This window comes from Allobosea sp. TAB14, from assembly GCF_052113865.1.
GTDB classification, from domain to species: domain Bacteria; phylum Pseudomonadota; class Alphaproteobacteria; order Rhizobiales; family Beijerinckiaceae; genus Allobosea; species Allobosea spartocytisi.
In genome coordinates this window covers 1-17,931 of the sequence record NZ_JBFRDQ010000077.1, presented here as the reverse complement: position 1 = coordinate 17,931, position 17,931 = coordinate 1, and the positions used below count along the sequence as shown (strand labels likewise).

General features: G+C 67.0%; 16 protein-coding genes. 7 read left to right on the top strand and 9 right to left on the bottom strand.

The genetic code is table 11. From position 1 onward, the window contains the following. On the top strand, positions 1–301 hold a 301-nt coding region (locus AB4Y99_RS13575; RefSeq protein ID WP_441523680.1), incomplete at its 5' end, for a pirin-like C-terminal cupin domain-containing protein. 27 nt (positions 302–328) lie between these two features. On the opposite strand, the gene AB4Y99_RS13570 is transcribed toward AB4Y99_RS13575, so the two are convergent. Then, positions 329–1,558 carry an MFS transporter gene (locus AB4Y99_RS13570; protein WP_441523679.1) on the bottom strand — a complete coding sequence of 410 codons (1,230 nt, stop codon included), beginning with the start codon at positions 1,556–1,558 and terminating at the stop codon, positions 329–331. A 178-nt stretch (positions 1,559–1,736) separates the two neighbouring features. Here AB4Y99_RS13570 and dxs point away from each other — a divergent pair, with 178 nt between their 5' ends. Both dxs and AB4Y99_RS13560 read left to right on the top strand, forming a co-directional pair. After that, entirely contained in the window at positions 1,737–3,647 is a 1,911-nt protein-coding gene (gene dxs, locus AB4Y99_RS13565; RefSeq protein ID WP_441523678.1) for a 1-deoxy-D-xylulose-5-phosphate synthase, read from the top strand. Between the two features lie 10 nt (positions 3,648–3,657). Continuing rightward, positions 3,658–4,380 carry a TlyA family RNA methyltransferase gene (locus AB4Y99_RS13560; RefSeq protein WP_441523677.1) on the top strand — a complete coding sequence of 241 codons (723 nt, stop codon included), beginning with the start codon at positions 3,658–3,660 and terminating at the stop codon, positions 4,378–4,380. Between the two features lie 62 nt (positions 4,381–4,442). Here the strand turns inward: AB4Y99_RS13560 and AB4Y99_RS13555 are convergent, their stop codons facing one another. After that, a complete protein-coding gene (locus tag AB4Y99_RS13555) occupies positions 4,443–4,943 on the bottom strand; it encodes a hypothetical protein (RefSeq protein WP_112763334.1) in 501 nt (166 codons plus the stop codon). Between the two features lie 87 nt (positions 4,944–5,030). On the opposite strand from AB4Y99_RS13555, the gene AB4Y99_RS13550 reads away from it, so the two are divergent. Both AB4Y99_RS13550 and AB4Y99_RS13545 read left to right on the top strand, forming a co-directional pair. Next, positions 5,031–5,798: an SOS response-associated peptidase gene (locus AB4Y99_RS13550; RefSeq protein WP_441523676.1), complete on the top strand. Its 768-nt coding sequence runs from the start codon at positions 5,031–5,033 to the stop codon at positions 5,796–5,798. Between the two features lie 51 nt (positions 5,799–5,849). Then, entirely contained in the window at positions 5,850–7,445 is a 1,596-nt protein-coding gene (locus AB4Y99_RS13545; RefSeq protein WP_441523675.1) for a gamma-glutamyltransferase family protein, read from the top strand. 1 nt (position 7,446) lies between these two features. Here AB4Y99_RS13545 and AB4Y99_RS13540 read toward each other — a convergent pair whose 3' ends face one another. The 5 genes from AB4Y99_RS13540 to AB4Y99_RS13520 all read right to left on the bottom strand — a co-directional run bounded on the left by AB4Y99_RS13540 (position 7,447) and on the right by AB4Y99_RS13520 (position 13,262). Further along, the gene (locus AB4Y99_RS13540; protein WP_038362391.1) at positions 7,447–8,223 is read right to left on the bottom strand and encodes an ABC transporter permease; all 777 of its coding nucleotides are present in this window, start codon (positions 8,221–8,223) and stop codon (positions 7,447–7,449) included. A gap of 25 nt (positions 8,224–8,248) precedes the next feature. Continuing rightward, on the bottom strand, positions 8,249–9,049 hold the full coding sequence (locus AB4Y99_RS13535; RefSeq protein ID WP_133562120.1) for an ABC transporter ATP-binding protein: 801 nt from the start codon (positions 9,047–9,049) through the stop codon (positions 8,249–8,251). Positions 9,050–9,261: 212 nt separating this feature from the next. Then, positions 9,262–10,281 carry an ABC transporter substrate-binding protein gene (locus AB4Y99_RS13530; protein ID WP_441523674.1) on the bottom strand — a complete coding sequence of 340 codons (1,020 nt, stop codon included), beginning with the start codon at positions 10,279–10,281 and terminating at the stop codon, positions 9,262–9,264. Positions 10,282–10,601: 320 nt separating this feature from the next. Beyond that, positions 10,602–12,014 (bottom strand): FAD-binding oxidoreductase, encoded by a 1,413-nt coding sequence (locus AB4Y99_RS13525; RefSeq protein WP_441523673.1) that lies wholly within the window; start codon positions 12,012–12,014, stop codon positions 10,602–10,604. Between the two features lie 9 nt (positions 12,015–12,023). Beyond that, complete coding sequence (locus AB4Y99_RS13520) at positions 12,024–13,262, bottom strand: class I SAM-dependent RNA methyltransferase (RefSeq protein WP_441523672.1); 1,239 nt, start codon at positions 13,260–13,262, stop codon at positions 12,024–12,026. A 140-nt stretch (positions 13,263–13,402) separates the two neighbouring features. On the opposite strand from AB4Y99_RS13520, the gene AB4Y99_RS13515 reads away from it, so the two are divergent. Further along, the gene (locus tag AB4Y99_RS13515; RefSeq protein ID WP_441523671.1) at positions 13,403–14,449 is read left to right on the top strand and encodes a cysteine synthase A; all 1,047 of its coding nucleotides are present in this window, start codon (positions 13,403–13,405) and stop codon (positions 14,447–14,449) included. 28 nt (positions 14,450–14,477) lie between these two features. Here the strand turns inward: AB4Y99_RS13515 and AB4Y99_RS13510 are convergent, their stop codons facing one another. After that, positions 14,478–15,845, bottom strand: coding sequence for a dicarboxylate/amino acid:cation symporter (locus tag AB4Y99_RS13510; RefSeq protein ID WP_441523670.1), 1,368 nt, complete (start codon positions 15,843–15,845; stop codon positions 14,478–14,480). 289 nt (positions 15,846–16,134) lie between these two features. On the opposite strand from AB4Y99_RS13510, the gene corA reads away from it, so the two are divergent. Further along, a complete protein-coding gene (corA, locus tag AB4Y99_RS13505; protein WP_191125199.1) occupies positions 16,135–17,193 on the top strand; it encodes a magnesium/cobalt transporter CorA in 1,059 nt (352 codons plus the stop codon). A 12-nt stretch (positions 17,194–17,205) separates the two neighbouring features. On the opposite strand, the gene AB4Y99_RS13500 is transcribed toward corA, so the two are convergent. Beyond that, the coding region (locus tag AB4Y99_RS13500) for a CorA family divalent cation transporter (protein WP_441523669.1) at positions 17,206–17,931 on the bottom strand (726 nt) is incomplete at its 5' end.

Genomic DNA, 17,931 nt, shown 5'->3' with positions numbered 1-17,931 from the left:
GGACTATGACGAGCGCGCGATCTACATCGTCTCGGGCAAGGTCGACATCGCCGGGGACGAGTTCGGCGCCGGCCAGCTCCTGGTCTTCAAGCCCGGCGACCGCATCTCGATCCTCGCCGTCGATCAAAGCCGCGTGATGATCGTCGGCGGCGAGCCGATGGATGGCCCGCGCCATATCTGGTGGAATTTCGTCTCCTCCTCGCAGGAGCGCATCGAGCAGGCCAAGCAGGAATGGAAGACCGGCCGCTTCGACACCGTGCCCGGCGACGACAAGGAGTTCATTCCGCTGCCGGAGGGATGACACCTTCGCTGCCGGCAGCCACGCCCGTCAGGCGATCTCGGACAGGTCCCGCAATCTCGGCACCTGCGAAAAGGCGATGACGAGCAGCTGAACCAGAAAGCCCGCAGTTGCGAGACCCAGGCAGGCGGCGATGCCGAAATGCGCCGCCACGGAGGCTCCGATCGCGGCGCCCAGTGGACGGGCGCCGAAGGTCGCCGTCATGATCAAGGCGGAGACGCGGCCGAGCATCGCATTGGGCGTGACGGCCTGCCTCAAGGTCATCGTGGAGATCGTCCAGATGATCGGCCCGACACCGAACAGGAAGAAGCTCGCTCCGACCAGCTGGACGGACGGAAACCAGAGCGTCGCGAGCATCACGCCGGCCGCGCAAAGCCCGGCGAAAGGCCCGAGCAGGATCAACGTCCCGAAAGAGACGCGCCGGGCTATGGCGGGCGCGAGAGCGGCGCCGACGATCATTCCCGCGCCGTAGATGCCGAGCGTGACGCCGACCTGGGTCGCGCTCAGGCCGAGGTTCTGGACCGCATAGGCGACATAGACCGCCTGGAAGACGAACCAGGAGATGTTGAAGAAGACCGCCGTCAGCAGGATCGGCCTGAGCAGGTCGTGGCCAACCGCGAAACGGGCCCCCTCCCCCAGATCATGCAGCAAATGGCGCCGTTGACCGGAGGGCGGTTCATCCTTGGGCAAGCCGGCCAGAAAGAGGACTGCCAGAATGGAAAGTGCGGCGGCCAGGCCATAGGCCGTCGAGACGCCGATCCAGCCGACGAGCGCCCCACCGAGAGCCGGCCCGCCGGCATAGGCGACGCTGCGGGCGAGCTCCAGCCAGCGATTGGCGTCAGCCAGCTGAGCGCGTGGTACGACCGAGGGAACGAAGGCTGGGGCCGCCACGCTGTAGCAGACCGTGCCGATGGCGCCGAGTGCACCGAGCATGGCAAGCCAGGTCAGGTTGAGGCTGCCCAGGGCCAGCAGCAGCGGGATCGCCAGCAGCGACAGCGCGCGCAGCGCTTCCGTGCCGACCATGAGCCGGCGCCGCGAGGCACGGTCCACCATCAGGCCCGCCGGGATGGACAAAAGGAGGAAAGGCAAGGTCTGCGCCGTCTGCAGCCAGCCGGTCTCGGCCGGCCCGGCCGAGAGCAGGAGAACCGCGGCCAAGGGCGCGGCGGCCAGCGCAATCTGTTCCGAGAACTGGGCGGAGAGATTGGACCAGCCGATGCGGCGGAATGCCATCGGCAGCGGTGTAGTATCGGTCGTTTCCATCGCCCGTTGTCCTCGAAAGCGGTCTTGAGGGCACTGAACGGCGTTGCTGGCGCGGGAGCCACCCGTTTCGTGGGATGAGTCGGCGCTTGCTATGCGCAGACCGATCCCCACCTCTGGTTTGCCAGCGCGCCGCGCAACCTCTATTTCAGGTGATCTCACCGAAGGATCACATTGCCTCGTGCCCCGTCCTGTCACGCCGCTCCTCGACACGATCCAAGCCCCGGCCGATTTGCGCAGGCTCGACGACACGCAACTGCGCCAGCTCGCCGATGAGCTCCGGCTGGAAACGATCGATGCCGTCTCCGTCACCGGCGGGCATCTCGGCGCCGGGCTCGGCGTGGTCGAGCTGACGGTGGCGCTGCACCATGTCTTCGACACGCCGCGCGACAGGCTGATCTGGGATGTCGGCCACCAGGCCTATCCGCACAAGATCCTGACCGGGCGGCGCGACCGCATCCGCACGCTGCGCCAGGGCGGCGGGCTCTCGGGCTTCACCAAGCGCGCCGAGAGCGAGTACGACCCCTTCGGCGCCGCGCATTCCTCGACCTCGATCTCGGCCGGGCTCGGCATGGCCGTCGGGCGCGATCTCGCCGGCCGCAAGAACAACGTCATCGCCGTGATCGGCGACGGCGCGATGTCGGCTGGCATGGCCTATGAGGCGATGAACAATGCCGGCGCGCTCGAYKCGCGSCTSATCGTCATCCTCAACGACAACGACATGTCGATCGCCCCGCCGGTCGGCGCGATGTCGGCCTATCTGGCGCGGCTGGTTTCAGGCCGTACCTATCGCTCGCTGCGCGAGGTCGCCAAGCAGCTCGCGGAGCGGCTGCCGCGCTTCTTCCACGACAAGGCGAGGCGCACCGAGGAATATGCCCGCGGCTTCTGGACCGGCGGGACGATGTTCGAGGAGCTCGGCTTCTACTATGTCGGGCCGATCGACGGGCATAATCTCGACCATCTGCTGCCGGTGCTGCGCAATGTCCGCGACGCCGGCAACGGGCCGATCCTCGTCCATGTCGTGACCCAGAAGGGCAAGGGCTACGCCCCGGCCGAGGCCACCCCCGACAAATACCACGCCGTCGTCAAGTTCGACCCCGTGACGGGCCTGCAGGCCAAGGCGCCGGCCAATGCGCCGAGCTACACGAACGTCTTCGCCCAGGCCCTGATCAAGCAGGCGCGGGAGGACGAGAAGGTCGTCGCCGTCACCGCCGCCATGCCGTCGGGCACCGGGCTCGACGCCTTCGGCAAGGAATTTCCGGGCCGCACCTTCGATGTCGGCATCGCCGAGCAGCATGCGGTGACCTTCGCGGCCGGCCTGGCAACCGAGGGCTACAAGCCGTTCGTCGCGATCTACTCGACCTTCATGCAGCGCGCCTATGACCAGATCGTCCATGACGTGGCGATCCAGAAGCTGCCCGTGCGCTTCGCACTCGACCGCGCCGGACTCGTCGGCGCGGATGGCGCGACCCATGCCGGCTCCTTCGACATCGCTTATCTCGCCTGCCTGCCCGACATGGTGGTGATGGCCGCCGCCGACGAGGCGGAGCTGACCCATATGGTCGCGACCGCCGCAGCCTATGACGAAGGGCCGATCGCCTTCCGCTATCCGCGCGGCGAAGGCGTCGGCGTCGAGATCCCGGATGTCGGCTTGCCCCTCGAAATCGGCAAGGGCCGCATCGTCCGCGAGGGCACGCGGATCGCGCTGCTTTCGCTCGGCACGCGCCTCGGCGAATGTCTCAAGGCCGCCGAACTGCTGGCGCAGCGCGGCCTGTCGACCACGGTCGCCGATGCCCGCTTCGCGAAACCGCTCGACGAGGCGCTGATCCTCAAGCTCGCCCGCGAGCACGAGGTGCTCGTCACGGTCGAGGAAGGCTCGGTCGGCGGCTTCGGCAGCCATGTTCTGCATCTGCTGGCGCAGAACGGCGCGCTCGATGCCGGCCTGAAGATCCGGAGCCTGACGCTGCCCGACGTCTTCCAGGACCATGACAAGCCGGACGCCATGTATGCCGCCGCCGGGCTCGATGCCGCCGGTATCGTCAAGGCCGTCGAGGCTGCGCTGGGCACGCCGAGCGCGGTGAAGCTGGCCTGACGTCCCTGCCATGAAGAGCCGGGCCGATCAGTTGCTCGTCGAGCGCGGCTTCTTCGAGAGCCGGGCCCGTGCGCAGGCCGCGATCGCGGCCGGGCTGGTCACCGCCAATGGCACCCCCGTGCGCAAGGCCTCCGAGATGGTGGCCGCCGATGCGGTGCTGACCGCGCAGGCGCCGCATCCTTACGTCTCGCGCGGCGGGCTGAAACTGGCGGGCGCGCTCGATGCCTTCGGCTTCGATCCACAGGGTCTGGTCTGCCTCGATGTCGGCTCGTCCACCGGCGGCTTCACCGACCTGCTGCTGAAACGCGGTGCACGCCATGTCGTCGCCGTCGATGTCGGGCGTGACCAGCTCCATGCTTCGCTGCGGTCAGACCCGCGCGTCACCAGCTTCGAAGGGCAGGATATCCGCACGCTGGCTGTCGAAGCGCTGCCCGAGCGGCCGAGCCTCGCGGCGATCGATGTCAGCTTCATCTCGCTCAAGCTCGTGCTGCCGGCGGTCGCGGCGCTGCTTGCGCCTTCGGCTGGAATCGCGGCGCTGATCAAGCCGCAATTCGAGGCCGGACGGGCGGCGCTGAAGAAGGGCATCGTCCGGGACGAGGCGATCCAGCTTCAGGTCTGCGACGAGATCGTCGGATTGCTGGGCGAGCTGGGCTTCACCGTTTCTGGGCCGATCCTCTCTCCGATCGAGGGGGGCGACGGCAATCGCGAATTCCTCGTCGGCGCGCAGCGCTAGCATCGGACCGAAAAGTGGAATCCACTTTTCGGAGAGATCTGATGCTGAGACAAAGCGCTTGATCAGCGCGCCAGCAGTGCGTCGATCTCGCCTTGCAGGCTGGCATCGTCGAAGGTCGCGATGTCGATCGTGCCGTTGGCGTTGATGAACTGGGTCGAGCGCGTGATGAGCCTGCGCAAGGCCTCGCTCGCCACCTCGATGATCGTCGGCAATTCGGCAGGGCGCGGCTTCTCGACGAGGAGCGCGGTCACCGTCGCAACGAGGCGAGCCATGGAACGGCAGACCTCCTCGAAGCTCTTGCGCCGCGCCGGGTCAAGCCGGTCATAGGCGACCAGCGCCTCGCCAGCGCAGCGCAGAGCCGATATCTCGAAATGCCCGCGATAGCAGAGGTTTCGCCAGGATTGCAGGTCTTCGATGACGCTGTCGTCGCTCTCCGCCATCTCGATCAGCATCAACGCTTCGCTGTAGCGGTTGAGGAAATCGGTCGAGAGACGGGGGGCGCGGAGCCCGTCCATCCGATCAGCCGCCTCGCCGGCCTGCAATTGCGTCGCGGAGACGGTCATCCTGAGCCCCAACTCGCCGCGACTATGGTGGGCCAAACCCCAACAAAGTGTTGCTTTGCTCTGCCGCTATCGCGCTAAACAGGCGCCATGTGCGGACGCTATGCGATCACCCTGCCCCCCGAGGCGATGCGCGCGAGCTTCGGCTATCGCGAGCAGCCGAATTTTCCGCCGCGCTACAACAYCGCGCCCACGCAGCCCGTGCCGATCATCAGACTTCATGACGGGGCGCGGCAGTTCCTGCTGATGCGCTGGGGCTTCATTCCCGGCTGGGTCAAGGACCCCAAGGATTTCCCCCTCGTCATCAATATCCGCATGGAGAGCGCGGCCGAGAAGCCCTCCTTCCGCCACGCACTGACGCGGCGGCGCTGCCTGCTGCCGGCGGACGGCTTCTACGAGTGGCGCCGCTCCGGAACGAGGCGGCAGGCGCGCGCCGACGCCTTCCTGTTCCGCCGGCCGGATCGCGGCTTCTTCGCCTTCGCGGCGCTCTGGGAAACCTGGCATTCGCCTGATGGTTCGGAGATCGACACCGTCGCGATGATGACCGGCCCGGCCAACGGCACCATGGCCGCGATCCACCACCGTTGCCCGGTCATCCTCGACCCGGCCGATTACGATGCCTGGCTCGATCCGGGCGCCGCGCCGCAGCAGATCAATCGCCTGCTCAAGCCGCCACCGGACGATCTGCTGGAGCCGGTCGCGATCGGACCCGCCGTCAACAAGGTGGCGCATGACGGGCCGGAAGTGCAGGCGCCAATGGCGGAGACGGTGCCGGAGCCTCCCGCGGCCGAGCCGGCGAGCCATGCGCGCAAAGCGACCCGGCGTCCCGTCGATGATGGGCAAGGCAGCCTGTTCTAGCGGCGGAATCATGCTCTGATCGTGCAAAAGCACGATGAGGAGAACGCGCAGATGCACGGCCGCCGCCCCACCATGACCTCCCGCCACGGCATGGTCGCCGCCGCACATCCGCTCGCAGCCCAGGCCGGGGCCCGGCTGCTGGCCCAGGGCGGCAACGCCTTCGACGCCGCCGCAGCCACAGCCGCGGCGCTCAATGTCGTCGAACCCTTCATGTCCTGCCTCGCCGGCATGGGCTTCGCGACGTTATGGGTCGCAGCCGAGCAGCGGGTGCGGGTGCTCGATTTCGTGCCGCCGATCCCGGCGAGCTTCCCGGTCGAGCGCTTCAGCAAGCGCTCCGATCTCGAACGCGGCGCCCTCTCGGTCGCCGCGCCCGGCAACCTCGCCGGCTGGTGCGAGCTGGTGAAGACCTATGGCCGTAAATCACTTCCCGAGATCTTCGCACCGGCGATCGCGCTCGCCCGGGACGGTTTCGCTCTCGCCGAATTCGGCGCGGCGGAGTTCGAGGAGAACGACCCGCTTCTGAAGACATACCCGGCGCTTTATCCGGCCTGGTCCAAGAACTACCAGCCCGATGGCGCCCTGCATCTCGGCTCGCTGCTGATCCAATCCGATCTCGCCCGGACGCTGAGCGAGATCGCGGAAAAGGGACCGGATCACTTCTACCGCGGCACGCTCGGCGAGACGATCGTGGCCCATCTCCAGGGGCTCGGCGGCTCGATGACGATGGCCGACCTTGCGGCAGTGAAGACGGTGTGGCGCGAGCCGCTGGCCGCGAGCTTCAAAGGGCTGTCGGTGCATGTGCCGCCGCCGCCCTGCGAAGGCTTCCAGTTCCTGCTGACGCTGCGCCTGCTCGAAGGTCTCGATCTCGCGTCGCTTCCCAGGGACGGCGTGGACCATCTCGACCTCGTCTATCGCGCGATCCGCCTCGCGGCGGGCGAGCGCATCGCCCACAACAATCCAAGCCCGGAGACGCTCGCCGAGATTCTGTCCGAGGCTTCCGTCGCGCGTTTGCGCCAACGCCTCACTGACGGCAAGCCGGTGACGGGACCGACCGAGCAATGGACGCCGCAGGAGAAGGAGGATCCGGCGCATACCACCTCCTTCTCGATCGCCGACAACGAGGGCAACCTGATCTGCATCACGCAGAGCCTCGGCAGCCCGTTCGGCAGCGGCGTCGTGGTGCCCGGCACGGGGCTTTGCCTCAACAACTTCCTGTACTGGGCGGATGTGCAGACCGGCAGCCCGAACCGGGCCAAGCCCGGCGATGCGCTGGCCATGTGCATGTCGCCCTCGATCTCGACGCGCGACGGCAAGCCGGTGCTCGCACTCGGCACGCCCGGCAGCTACGGCATCATGCAGACGCAGGCGCAGGCCATGGTGCAGCATCTCGTCTTCGGGCTGCCGCTGCAGGAGGCGATCGAGGCGCCGCGCGCCCGGCTCTGGGATGGGCGCCTCGTCGAGATCGAGAACCGGATCGCGCCGGAGACCATCGCCGAACTCGTCCGGCGCGGCCATGATGCGAAGGCGTTCGATGTCGGCTGGACGATGCGCTGCGGCGGCATGCAGGCGGTCGCGGTCGATCCGGCAACGGGCGTGTTCACCGGCGCCGCCGATCCACGCCGCGACGGCTACGTCGCGACGCCCTGAATCAGCTCACGATCTCGGCGCGAAACGCCCAGCGGGTCATCCGCCGCTCGACCAGGGCACAGAGCGCGTAGAGCGCCATGCCCATGATGGCGATGGAGAACAGGCCGGCGAAGGTGGTCGGCGCGTCATTGCGCGCGCCGGCGGACAACATCAGGAAGCCGATGCCGCGATTGCCGCCCACCGTCTCCGACAGCACCGAGCCGACGAAGGCGAGCGTCACCGCCACCTTGAGGCTGGCGAAGAGATAGGGCATCGCGCGGGGCACGCCGACCTTGGTCAGGATCTCCCATTGGCTCGCGCCGAGCGAGCGCATCACGTCGCGCATCTCGGGCTCGATGGTGGCAAGCCCCGTGGCGACGTTCACGACGATCGGGAAGAAGGAGATGACGAAGGCGGTGATCACCGCCGGCAAGGCGCCGACGCCGACCCAGATCATCAGGATCGGCACGATCGCGACCTTCGGGATCGCGTTGAAGGCAATCAGCAGCGGGTAGAGCCCGGCATAGATGAAGGGCGATGCGCCGATGGCGAGGCCGAGCAGCAGGCCGAAGCCGATTGCCAGCGCGAAGCCGATGATCGTGGTCCAGAGCGTCTCCAGGCAGAAGCGCAGCAGGATGTCCCAGCGCTGGACCATCGTCTCGAAGATCCGGCTCGGGCGCGGGGCCAGGATTTCCGGTACGTCGAAGACGATGCAGGCCAGTTCCCAGAGCAGCAGCAGCCCCGCCATGGCGAGCCAGGGCATGGCGACAAGCAAAAGACGCTTCTGTCTCTCCGTCATGATCTTTGTCCAACAGGAGGCCGCATCACGCATGCTCCATGTGGATGCGCTCGCGCAGTTCGTGGACGATGTCGACGAATTCGATCTCGAAGGTCGTCTCCAGCGTGCGCGGACGCGGCAATTCGATCTTGCGGATCTTGACGATTTTACCGGGACGCCGGCTCATCACATAGACGGTGTCGGCGAGATAGACCGCCTCGCGCAGATCGTGGGTGACGAGCACCGCGGTGAAGCGGCGCTCCATCCAGAGCTTCTGCATCACGCTCCAGAGCTCTTCGCGGGTAAAGGCGTCGAGCGCACCGAAAGGCTCGTCGAGCATCAGGATATCCGGCTCGTGGACGAGCGCGCGGCAGAGACTCGAGCGCTGCTGCATGCCGCCGGACAACTGCCAGGGATATTTCTGGCCGAAACCGCCCAAGCCCACAGAAGCCAGCAGCGCCTCGACCCGCGCGACGTATTCGGCCTTGTTGGCGCGGAAGCGGCGCTTGTGCGGCTCGACCACCTCCAGCGGCAGCAGGATGTTGTCGAGCGTGGTGCGCCAGGGCATCAGCGTCGGCGCCTGGAAGGCCATGCCGACGCCGCGGATCGGCCCCTTCACCACCTGCCCGTGCACGCGAACCTCGCCGCCGCTCGGCGGCAGCAGGCCGGTGACGAGCTTCATCAGGGTCGACTTGCCGCAGCCGGAAGGGCCGACCACGGCAATGAACTCGCCCTTGGCGATGGACAACGTCGCATCCTCCAGCGCCAGCATGCGCGCGGGCCCGCTGCCATAGGCGAGGCTGACCTGTCGCAGTTCGACGAGCGGTGGTTCCGAACTGTCAAGCATAGGCAGCGTCATCACCGGCAGGCGTGGGGAACCCCTCTCCCGGATGGGAGAGGGGCAGGGGTGAGGGACTGCGGGTCATCGTCGATACGACAAGGAGCGGCTGCGCCTTCTGCGGGAAAGGCAGGCCCTCATCCCTGCCCTTCTCCCACACGGGGGAAGGGTTCCCCGCATTCGTCATTCCGCTCATCGCTCTCTTCGGCACCCTTCATGAATCAAGGCGCAACCATCCGCTCGGCCTTCGGCGGCAGGAACTTGCCGGTGAAGACCTTGTCCGGCTCGGGTGCCGCGGGCAGACCGAAGGCCTCGGCCACGTCCTTGACCGAGCGGGCGAAGCGCGCCGGGTCGACATCGCCCATGCCGTTCTCCTTCACGTAAGGGGTCAACACGTTCATCTTGAGCGACATGTCGAGGCGCTCGGCCTCAAGCTTCTCGTCGATCAGCGGGTCGCGCTTCTTGGCGGCGGCGATGCCGAGCRCCGGATTGGCGGCAACTTCCTTCCAGGCCTTGGCGGTGGCGCGCAGGAAGCCGGTCACGACCTCCGGCTTCGCGGCCAGCGCCGGCGAGACGATGATGCCGTTGCCGTACACATCCATCTTGTAGTCGGAGTAGTTGAACGAGACGACATCCTCGGCCTTCACGCCGCGCGCCTTCAGGTCGAGGATCGACGAGAAATAATGGCCGGAGATGAAGTCGACCGTGCCCTGCACCAGCGATTGCTCGCGCAGCTGCGGCGTCAGGTTGACGTGCTGGACGCTCGCCGCGTCGATGCCGACCTTCTTGGCGAAGGCCGGAAACAGGCGGAAAGAGGCGTCGAAGACCGGGGCGCCAAGCTTCTTGCCGGCGAGATCGGCAGGCTTCGTGATCCCGCTCTTCTTCAGCGCATGCACGCCGAAAGGCGGAAAGTCATAGGCCATGAAGACGCAGAGGATTTCCTTGCCGGCGTTCTTGGCGTTGTATTCGATCAGCGAGTTCACATCGGCGAAGCCGATATCGTAGGCGCCGGTCGCGACCCGCTGGACGGCGCCGGCCGAGCCCTGGCCGGGATCCATGGTCACGTCGAGCCCCTCGGCCTTGTAGTAGCCCTTGTCGAGTGCGACGAGGAAGGGCGAGGTCGGCCCCTGGAAGACCCAGTCGAGCGTGAACTTGACCGGCGTCTGGGCGGTGGCGGGCGCTGCCGAGGCGAGCGCCAGGGCACAGCCGGCAGCGGCTGCGGCCAGCGCGCGGCGGGTCATCCCCCTGCCCTTCGCCGCCGCATTCTTCGAAACCCCACGCACCACGCCGATCATCTGAGCCGACCCCCGATTTTTGATTGTGCTTCAAAGGCTAAAGAGGGGCCCGAAAGCGGTCAATCAGGCGGGAAGGCCGTCCTGCCAGTTTTTTAGGCAGAGCCGCCGATAAGGGATTTTGTGCGCGGCAGGCTGCCCGCCAGGTCGCCGCCATTCTCGGGCGAAGCGGAGCGCAGACCCGAGAAACTCTTTCAGGAGGAGGCTCAGGAGCCTCCTCGTCATGAGACGCTCGGGTCAAGCCCGAGCATGACGCACGCCCGGCAGGCTCAGCCCTGCGCCAGCATCGCGCCCGGATTGAGCACGCCCCTGGGATCGAGCGTCTGCTTGATCGCGCGCATCAGATCGAGCTCGACCGGGTCCTTCACGCCCGGCAGCAGGTCGCGCTTCAGGCGGCCGATGCCGTGCTCGGCCGAGATCGAACCGTGCAGCTCCGTGACGATGGCGTGGACCGCCTCGTTCATCTCGCTCCAGCCGGCGAGATAGGCCGCCTTGTCGGCGCCGACCGGCTGGCTGACGTTGAAATGGATGTTGCCGTCGCCGAGATGGCCGAAGGGCACCGGCCGGCAGCCCGGCACCATCGCCTCGACCACCGCGATGGCGCGCTTCAGGAACTCCGGCTGGGCATGGACCGGCACGGAAACGTCGTGCTTGATCGAGCCGCCCTCATAGGTCTGCACCTCCGACATCATCTCGCGCAGCTTCCAGAAATCGGCGCGCTGGGTCAGCGAACCCGCGAGCGCGGCATCGGTGACGATGCCCTTCTCCAGAGCATCGCCGAGGAAGGCCTCGACATGCTCGTCGAGCCCGGCGGCTGACTGGGCCGAGACCTCCATCAGCACATACCAGGGCGACGGCTCCGAGAGCGGATCGCGCGTGCCCGATGCGTGGCGCAGGACGAAATCGAGGCCGATGCGCGGCATCAATTCGAAGGTGGTGAGCGTGCCGCCGGCGCCGGCCTTGGCGGCGTTGAGCAGTTCCAGCGCCGCTTCCGGGTCCGGCACGGCGAGGAAGGCGGTGGCCCGCGCCGCCGGCAGCGGGAAGAGCTTGAGCACGGCCGCCGTGATGATGCCGAGCGTGCCCTCGGCGCCGATGAAGAGGTCCTTCAAATCGTAGCCGGTGTTGTCCTTGCGGAGCTGGCGCAGACCGTTCCAGATGCGACCGTCCGGCAGCACGACTTCCAGGCCCAGACAGAGCTCGCGGGCATTGCCATAGGCGAGCACGGCGGTGCCGCCGGCATTGGTCGAGAGGTTGCCGCCGATGGTGCAGGAGCCTTCCGAAGCCAGCGAGAGCGGGAAGAGACGCCCGGCCGCTTCGGCCGCATCCTGCGCCCGCTTCAGCGTGACGCCGGCTTCGACGATCATGGTGTCGCCATCGGTATCGACCGCGCGGATCTTGTCGAGACGCTGCAGCGAGAGGATGATCTCCCTGCCCTCGGCGATCGGGATCTGGCCGCCGACGAGTCCGGTATTGCCACCCTGCGGCACCAATGTCGTGCCGGTTTCGGCTGCGAGCTTCACCAGCTCGGCGACCTCGGTCGTCGAGCCGGGGCGGACGATGCCTTGCGCCTTGCCGCGGAAGAGATCGCGCCATTCCTTGAGATAGGGCACCATGGCGTCGGCATCGGTGACGATGTTCTTCGCGCCGACGATGCCGGCCATGCGATCGAGAATTGCGCTCATCCTGAAGTCCTAGCCCTTCCTGCCGCGCCGGAACACGCCGACGAGCTCGACATGGGCGGAATAGCGGAACTGATCGACCGGCGTCACGCCTTCCAGCGCATATCCGCCCGCAACCAGCGTCGCAGCGTCTCGCGCGAAACTGCCGGCATCGCAGGAGACGTAGATCACGTCCCTGACCTTCGAGGCCGCCAGCCGCTTCGCCTGGGCCTCGGCGCCGGCACGGGGCGGGTCGAGCACGACGACGTCGAAACCGTTGAGCTCATGCTCGAGCAGCGGGCGGCGGAAGAGGTCGCGCGTCTCGGTCGCGATGGCTTTGAGCCCCGGCGTCGCACCAAAACCTTTCGCCAGCGCCAGCATCGCGGCCTTGTCGCTCTCGACGGCGAGAACCTGCATGCGCTCGGCGATGCGGAAGCTGAAGGGGCCGCAGCCGGCGAAGAGATCGGCGGCGCGCTTGCCCTTGGGCAGAGCCGCCGTGACGAGATTCGCCAGCGTCTCCTCCCCCAGCACCGTCGCCTGCAGGAAGCCGCCGGGCGGCGGGGCGACAAGCGCCTTGCCCATATGCTGCAAGGGTGGACGGCGCTCGACGACGATCTCGCCATGGTTGGAGAGCCGGGCGAGGTCGAGCCGCTCGGCCAGTTGGGTCAAGGCGAGCCTGAGCTTGTCGCCGAGCGGTCCGTGGCCGCGCATATCGACGTCGAGCCCCGCTTCGGAGGCGGTGATCTGGATGTCGAGCGGCTTGTTAGCCCCGCCCATCCGGTTCGCCAGCATCTGCGCAGCCGCCGGCGCCCGGTCGAGGCCCGGCGCCAACACCGGGCAGGCCTCGACGGGAACCAGATCGTGGCTGCGCGCCGCCATGAAACCGACCACCATCGCCTCGCCCTCGCGGCGGGCATGGAAGGTGACGCGGCGACGCCCGGCGCCATGGGCGTCGACGAGATCGGCCACGGGCGCCTCGATGCCGGCGCGGCTCAGCGCGGTCACGACCTGCTGGCGCTTCCATTCGCGATAGAGGCCCGGCGCCATATGCTGCGCCGCGCAGCCGCCGCAGCGGGTGAAGAGCGGGCAGATCGCGGCGATGCGGGATTCGGAGGGCGCGATGATCTCGACGAGCTGGCCGCGATCGCCATCGACCACGGCGCGCACGGTCTCGCCCGGCAGCGCATAGGGAACGAAGATGCTGCCGGCGGGCGCCTGCACGATGCCATCGCCCTTCTGGCCGAGGCGATCGATGGTCAGGACTTCGTTCATCGCAAGGCGAGGCGAAGCATCCGGAGGCGGATTCGATCGGGCGGCGGGCATCGTGACAATCTCCGGCGCAGAGCCGGCCTGCTGATGACGGGAACGAGGCTTTCGCCTATCAGGTCAGGGACGAATTGGGAAATCCTGCCATGACTATCCGCGACGGCGTCATCGAAGCCATCGGCAACACCCCGCTCATCAAGCTCGAGCGCGCCTCGGATGAAACCGGCTGCGCCATCCTCGGCAAGGCCGAATTCATGAATCCCGGCCAATCGGTGAAGGACCGGGCGGCGCTCGCGATCATCCGCGACGCCGAGGCGAAGGGGCATCTGAAGCCGGGCGGCGTCATCGTCGAGGGCACGGCGGGCAATACCGGCATCGGCATCGCGCTGGTCGGCAATGCGCTGGGCTATCGCTCAGTCATCGTCATCCCGGAGACGCAGAGCCAGGAAAAGAAGGACATGCTGCGGCTCGCCGGCGCGATGCTGGTCGAGGTGCCGGCGGCTCCTTATGCCAACCCGAACAATTACGTGAAGGTCTCGGGCCGCCTCGCCGAGGAACTGGCGAAGAGCGAGCCCAACGGCGCGATCTGGGCCAACCAGTTCGACAATGTCGCGAACCGGCAGGGCCATCTCGACACCACCGGCCCGGAGATCTGGGAGCAGACGGCGGGCAAGGTCGACGGCTTCATCTGCGCGGTCGGCTCGGGCGGCACGCTCGCCGGCGTCGGCATGGCGCTGAAGGCTCGCAATCCGAAGGTGACGATCGGACTGGCCGATCCGATGGGCGCGGCGCTCTATTCCTATTACACCAGCGGCGTCCTCAAGTCGGAGGGCTCTTCGATCACCGAGGGCATCGGCCAGGGCCGGATCACCGCCAATCTGGTCGATGCACCCGTCGATGCCGCCTTCCAGATCCCCGATGCGGAAGCGGTGCAGATCGTCTTCGACCTGCTGGAGCATGAGGGGCTGTGCCTGGGCGGTTCATCGGGCATCAACGTCGCCGGTGCGATCCGGCTGGCGCAGCAGATGGGGCCGGGCCACACCATCGTGACGGTGCTCTGCGACTACGGCACGCGCTACCAGTCGAAGCTGTTCAACCCGGAGTTCCTGCGTTCGAAGAACCTGCCGGTTCCCGGCTGGCTCGAGCGCGACGGGTCGGCGCTGAAGCAGGTCGTCGCCAAGGTGATGGCCTGAGGCGGCAGCCGCCTCAGGCCCTTCGGCTTCACGCCGCCCGCGGCGTCGCGTCGATCGCGTCGATATCGCCGGCGCGGTCGTATTGCGCCTGATCGAGCATGCCCTGGCGCTTGGCGACGAGGGTCGGCACCAGCGCCTGGCCGGCGACGTTCACCGCCGTACGGCCCATGTCCAGGATCGGGTCGATGGCGAGCAGCAGGCCGACGCCGGCCAGCGGCAGGCCGAGCGTCGAGAGCGTCAGCGTCAGCATCACCGTCGCGCCGGTGAGACCGGCAGTCGCGGCCGAGCCGATCACCGAGACGAAGGCGATCAGGACGTATTCCTGGATGCCGAGCGGCACGCCGTAGAACTGCGCGACGAAGATCGCGGAAATCGCAGGGTAGATCGCGGCGCAGCCGTCCATYTTSGTSGTCGCKCCGAGCGGYACCGCGAAGGCGGCGTATTCGCGAGGGACGCCCAGGCTCTTCTCGGTCACGGCCTCCGTCACCGGCAAGGTGCCGATCGAGGAACGCGAGACGAAGCCGAGCTGGATCGCCGGCCAGGCGCCAGCGAAAAAGCGCGCAGGCGAAAGCCCGTGCAGGACGAGCAAGGTCGGGTAGACGACGAGCAGGACGATGGCGAGGCCGAGATAGATCGCGAAGGCGTACCAGGAGAGCTGCTCCAGCGTCTGCCAGCCATATTGCGCCACGGCATTGCCGAGCAGGCCGACCGTGCCGATCGGCGTCAGCCGGATCACCCACCACAGGATCTTGCGGACGATCGCCAGGAACGACTCGTTCAGCGCGAGGAAGCTGTTGGCGCGCTCGCCGACCTTCAGCGCAGCGACGCCGACGACGATCGAGATGACGAGGAGCTGCAGCACGTTGAAGCCGAGGCGGGTGGTCGCCCCGCCACCGTCGACCCGCGTCGTCGCCTGCAGGCCGAGCATGTTGGCGGGCACGAGCCCCTTCAGGAAGTCGAGCCAGGAGCCGACCGTGCCCGGCGCCTTGGCGCTGGCGGCGACCACGCCGGCATTGATGCCGGGCTGGATCAGAAGGCCGAGCGCGATGCCGATCAACACCGCGATGAAAGCGGTGACGGCGAACCAGAGCAGAGTCTGCCAGACCAGCGCGGCTGCGTTGGAGAGCTGGCGCAGATTGCTGATCGAGGCGACGATCGCCGTGAAGATCAGCGGCGGCACCAGCGCCTGCAGCAATTGCACGAAGATCGAGCCCGTGGTCGCGAGCGTGGTCGTGAGCCAGTTGGGCTGTCCGGCCGCATCCGGGCCGATGTTGCGCGCGACCCAGCCGAGCGCGAGCCCGACCACCATCGCGGTCAAAACCTGGAAGCCGAAGTTGGAATAGAACGGCTTAACACCGGCAGCGGACGAACCGCTCCGGGATATCGATGTTGTCATGGCAAGAGCTCGTCAATCGCCGCAAATGGCTGAAGATACGCGCCATATATACGATCTGGCGCGATTTTCGCAAAAGCGGAGGCTTCCGTCTTTGGCCGGACCAGCAGCAAAAATACTCTCCTGACGGACGCAAAAAGAGATGATCCATCCCATCCACGGCAAGGGCGCCGGCGGCAAGTCCGCCTCCTCCGCGAAGGCCCGAAATTCTTTTGCCGCAAAAATGATTTCCCCGAAGGTCGAAGCGTTCTAGCCTGCCCTAAGGTGATCCCGCGAAAGATGAGGTGATCGCATGACGGCTTCACAGGTCAGGTTCGCCGCCAGGACCGCGCCCGAACCCTCACCCTCCGTTGCCCCGGCCGAGCCGGGCCATCTCCATGCGGCCGGCGTCGTCGCCTCCAGCGTCTATGCCCATGGCGTGCGCGTCGCCGACGTCCCCGTCGAGGAGGCCGGCGAGTGGTCACGCAAGGACGACCACGTTGTCTGGATCGGATTGCTGGAGCCCGACGCCGCCCTGCTTCACTGCGTCCAGCGGCAATTCAACCTGCATCCGCTCGCCGTCGAGGACGCAACCAACGCCCATCAGCGCCCGAAGCTCGAGCAATATGGCGACGCCCTCTTCGTGGTGGCACGCACCGCGCAATTGATCGAGGGGCGCATCGCCTTCGGGGAGACCCATATCTTCCTCGGCCGCGGCTACATCGTCAGCGTCCGGCACGGCGCCTCGACCTCGTACACCTCGGTCCGGCAGCACTGGGAAACCTGCCCGACCTCGCTGGCGAAGGGCGAGGACTTCATCCTCTACGCCATCCTCGACTTCATCGTCGACAACTACATGCCGGTGCTCGAGGCCATCCATGACGAGGTCGAGGAAATCGAGGACAAGGTCCTGGCCAAGCCGATGGCGCGCTCGGACATCGAGCGGCTCTACATGCTCAGGCGCGACCTGCTGCGCCTGCGCAATGCGGTGGCGCCGCTGGTCGATGTCTGCCAGCGCCTGATGAACGGCACGGTGCCGCAGGTCAGGCCGACGCTCGCGCCGATGTTCCGCGACGTGACCGACCATGTCCGCACCGTGCAGGAGAAGATCGACAGCCTGCGCGAGGTTTTGGCCTTCGCCTTCGAGGCGAGCCTGCTGGTCGGCCAGAGCCAGGAGAACGCGATCACCAAACGGCTCGCCTCCTGGGCGGCGATCCTGGCCGTGCCGACCGCGGTCGCCGGCATCTACGGCATGAACTTCAAGAACATGCCGGAGCTGGAATTGCCCTATGGCTATTACGGCGTGCTGGTGGTGATCCTTGCCTCCTGCGCCGTGCTGTACTGGCGCTTCAAGCGCAATGGCTGGCTGTAGCCGGTCAATCGCTCAGAGCCACTTCTTCCAGCGGAAGAACAGATAGGGCAGCACCGCGAAGAGCACCATCGAGACCAGCGCCAGCGGATAGCCCCACTGCCAGTCGAGTTCCGGCATGGCCTTGAAGTTCATGCCGTAGATCGAAGCGATCAGCGTCGGCGGCATCAGCGCCACCGAGACGACCGAGAACAGCTTGATGATCTTGTTCTGCTCGATCGAGACGAGGCCGAGCGTCGCGTCGAGCATGAACTGGAGCTTGTTCGACAGGAAGGTCGCATGTTCCTCGATGGCCTGCACGTCGCGCACCGCCGAGCGCCATTCGGCGGAGAAGCCGGTCTGGGCCTTCTTCGGGCGCTTGTAGTTGGCCGAGAGGAAGAGCAGGACGCGCTCGACCGACATCATGCTCTCGCGGACATTCGAGATGATGTGCTCGTGCTGGCCGATCCGCTGGATCACCACCTGATAGACGCCCCCCTGCTCGACGTCCTGCGCCCGCCCGGCGAAAATCCGGCGTGAGGCCATGTCGATCTTGTCGCCGACGCCGCGCAGCACCTCGGCCGCGCGGTCGACGATCGCCTCGATCAGCCCGTCGAGCACCACCTCCGGCTGCTCGCCGCAGCCACCGGGCTTGGTCGCGCGGTTGAGGAAGATGTTGAAGGCGCCGGGCTCGTCATAGCGCACCGTCACCAGCGCCTTCTCGGTGAGGATGAAGGTGACGTCAGCCAGCTTGGGGACGAT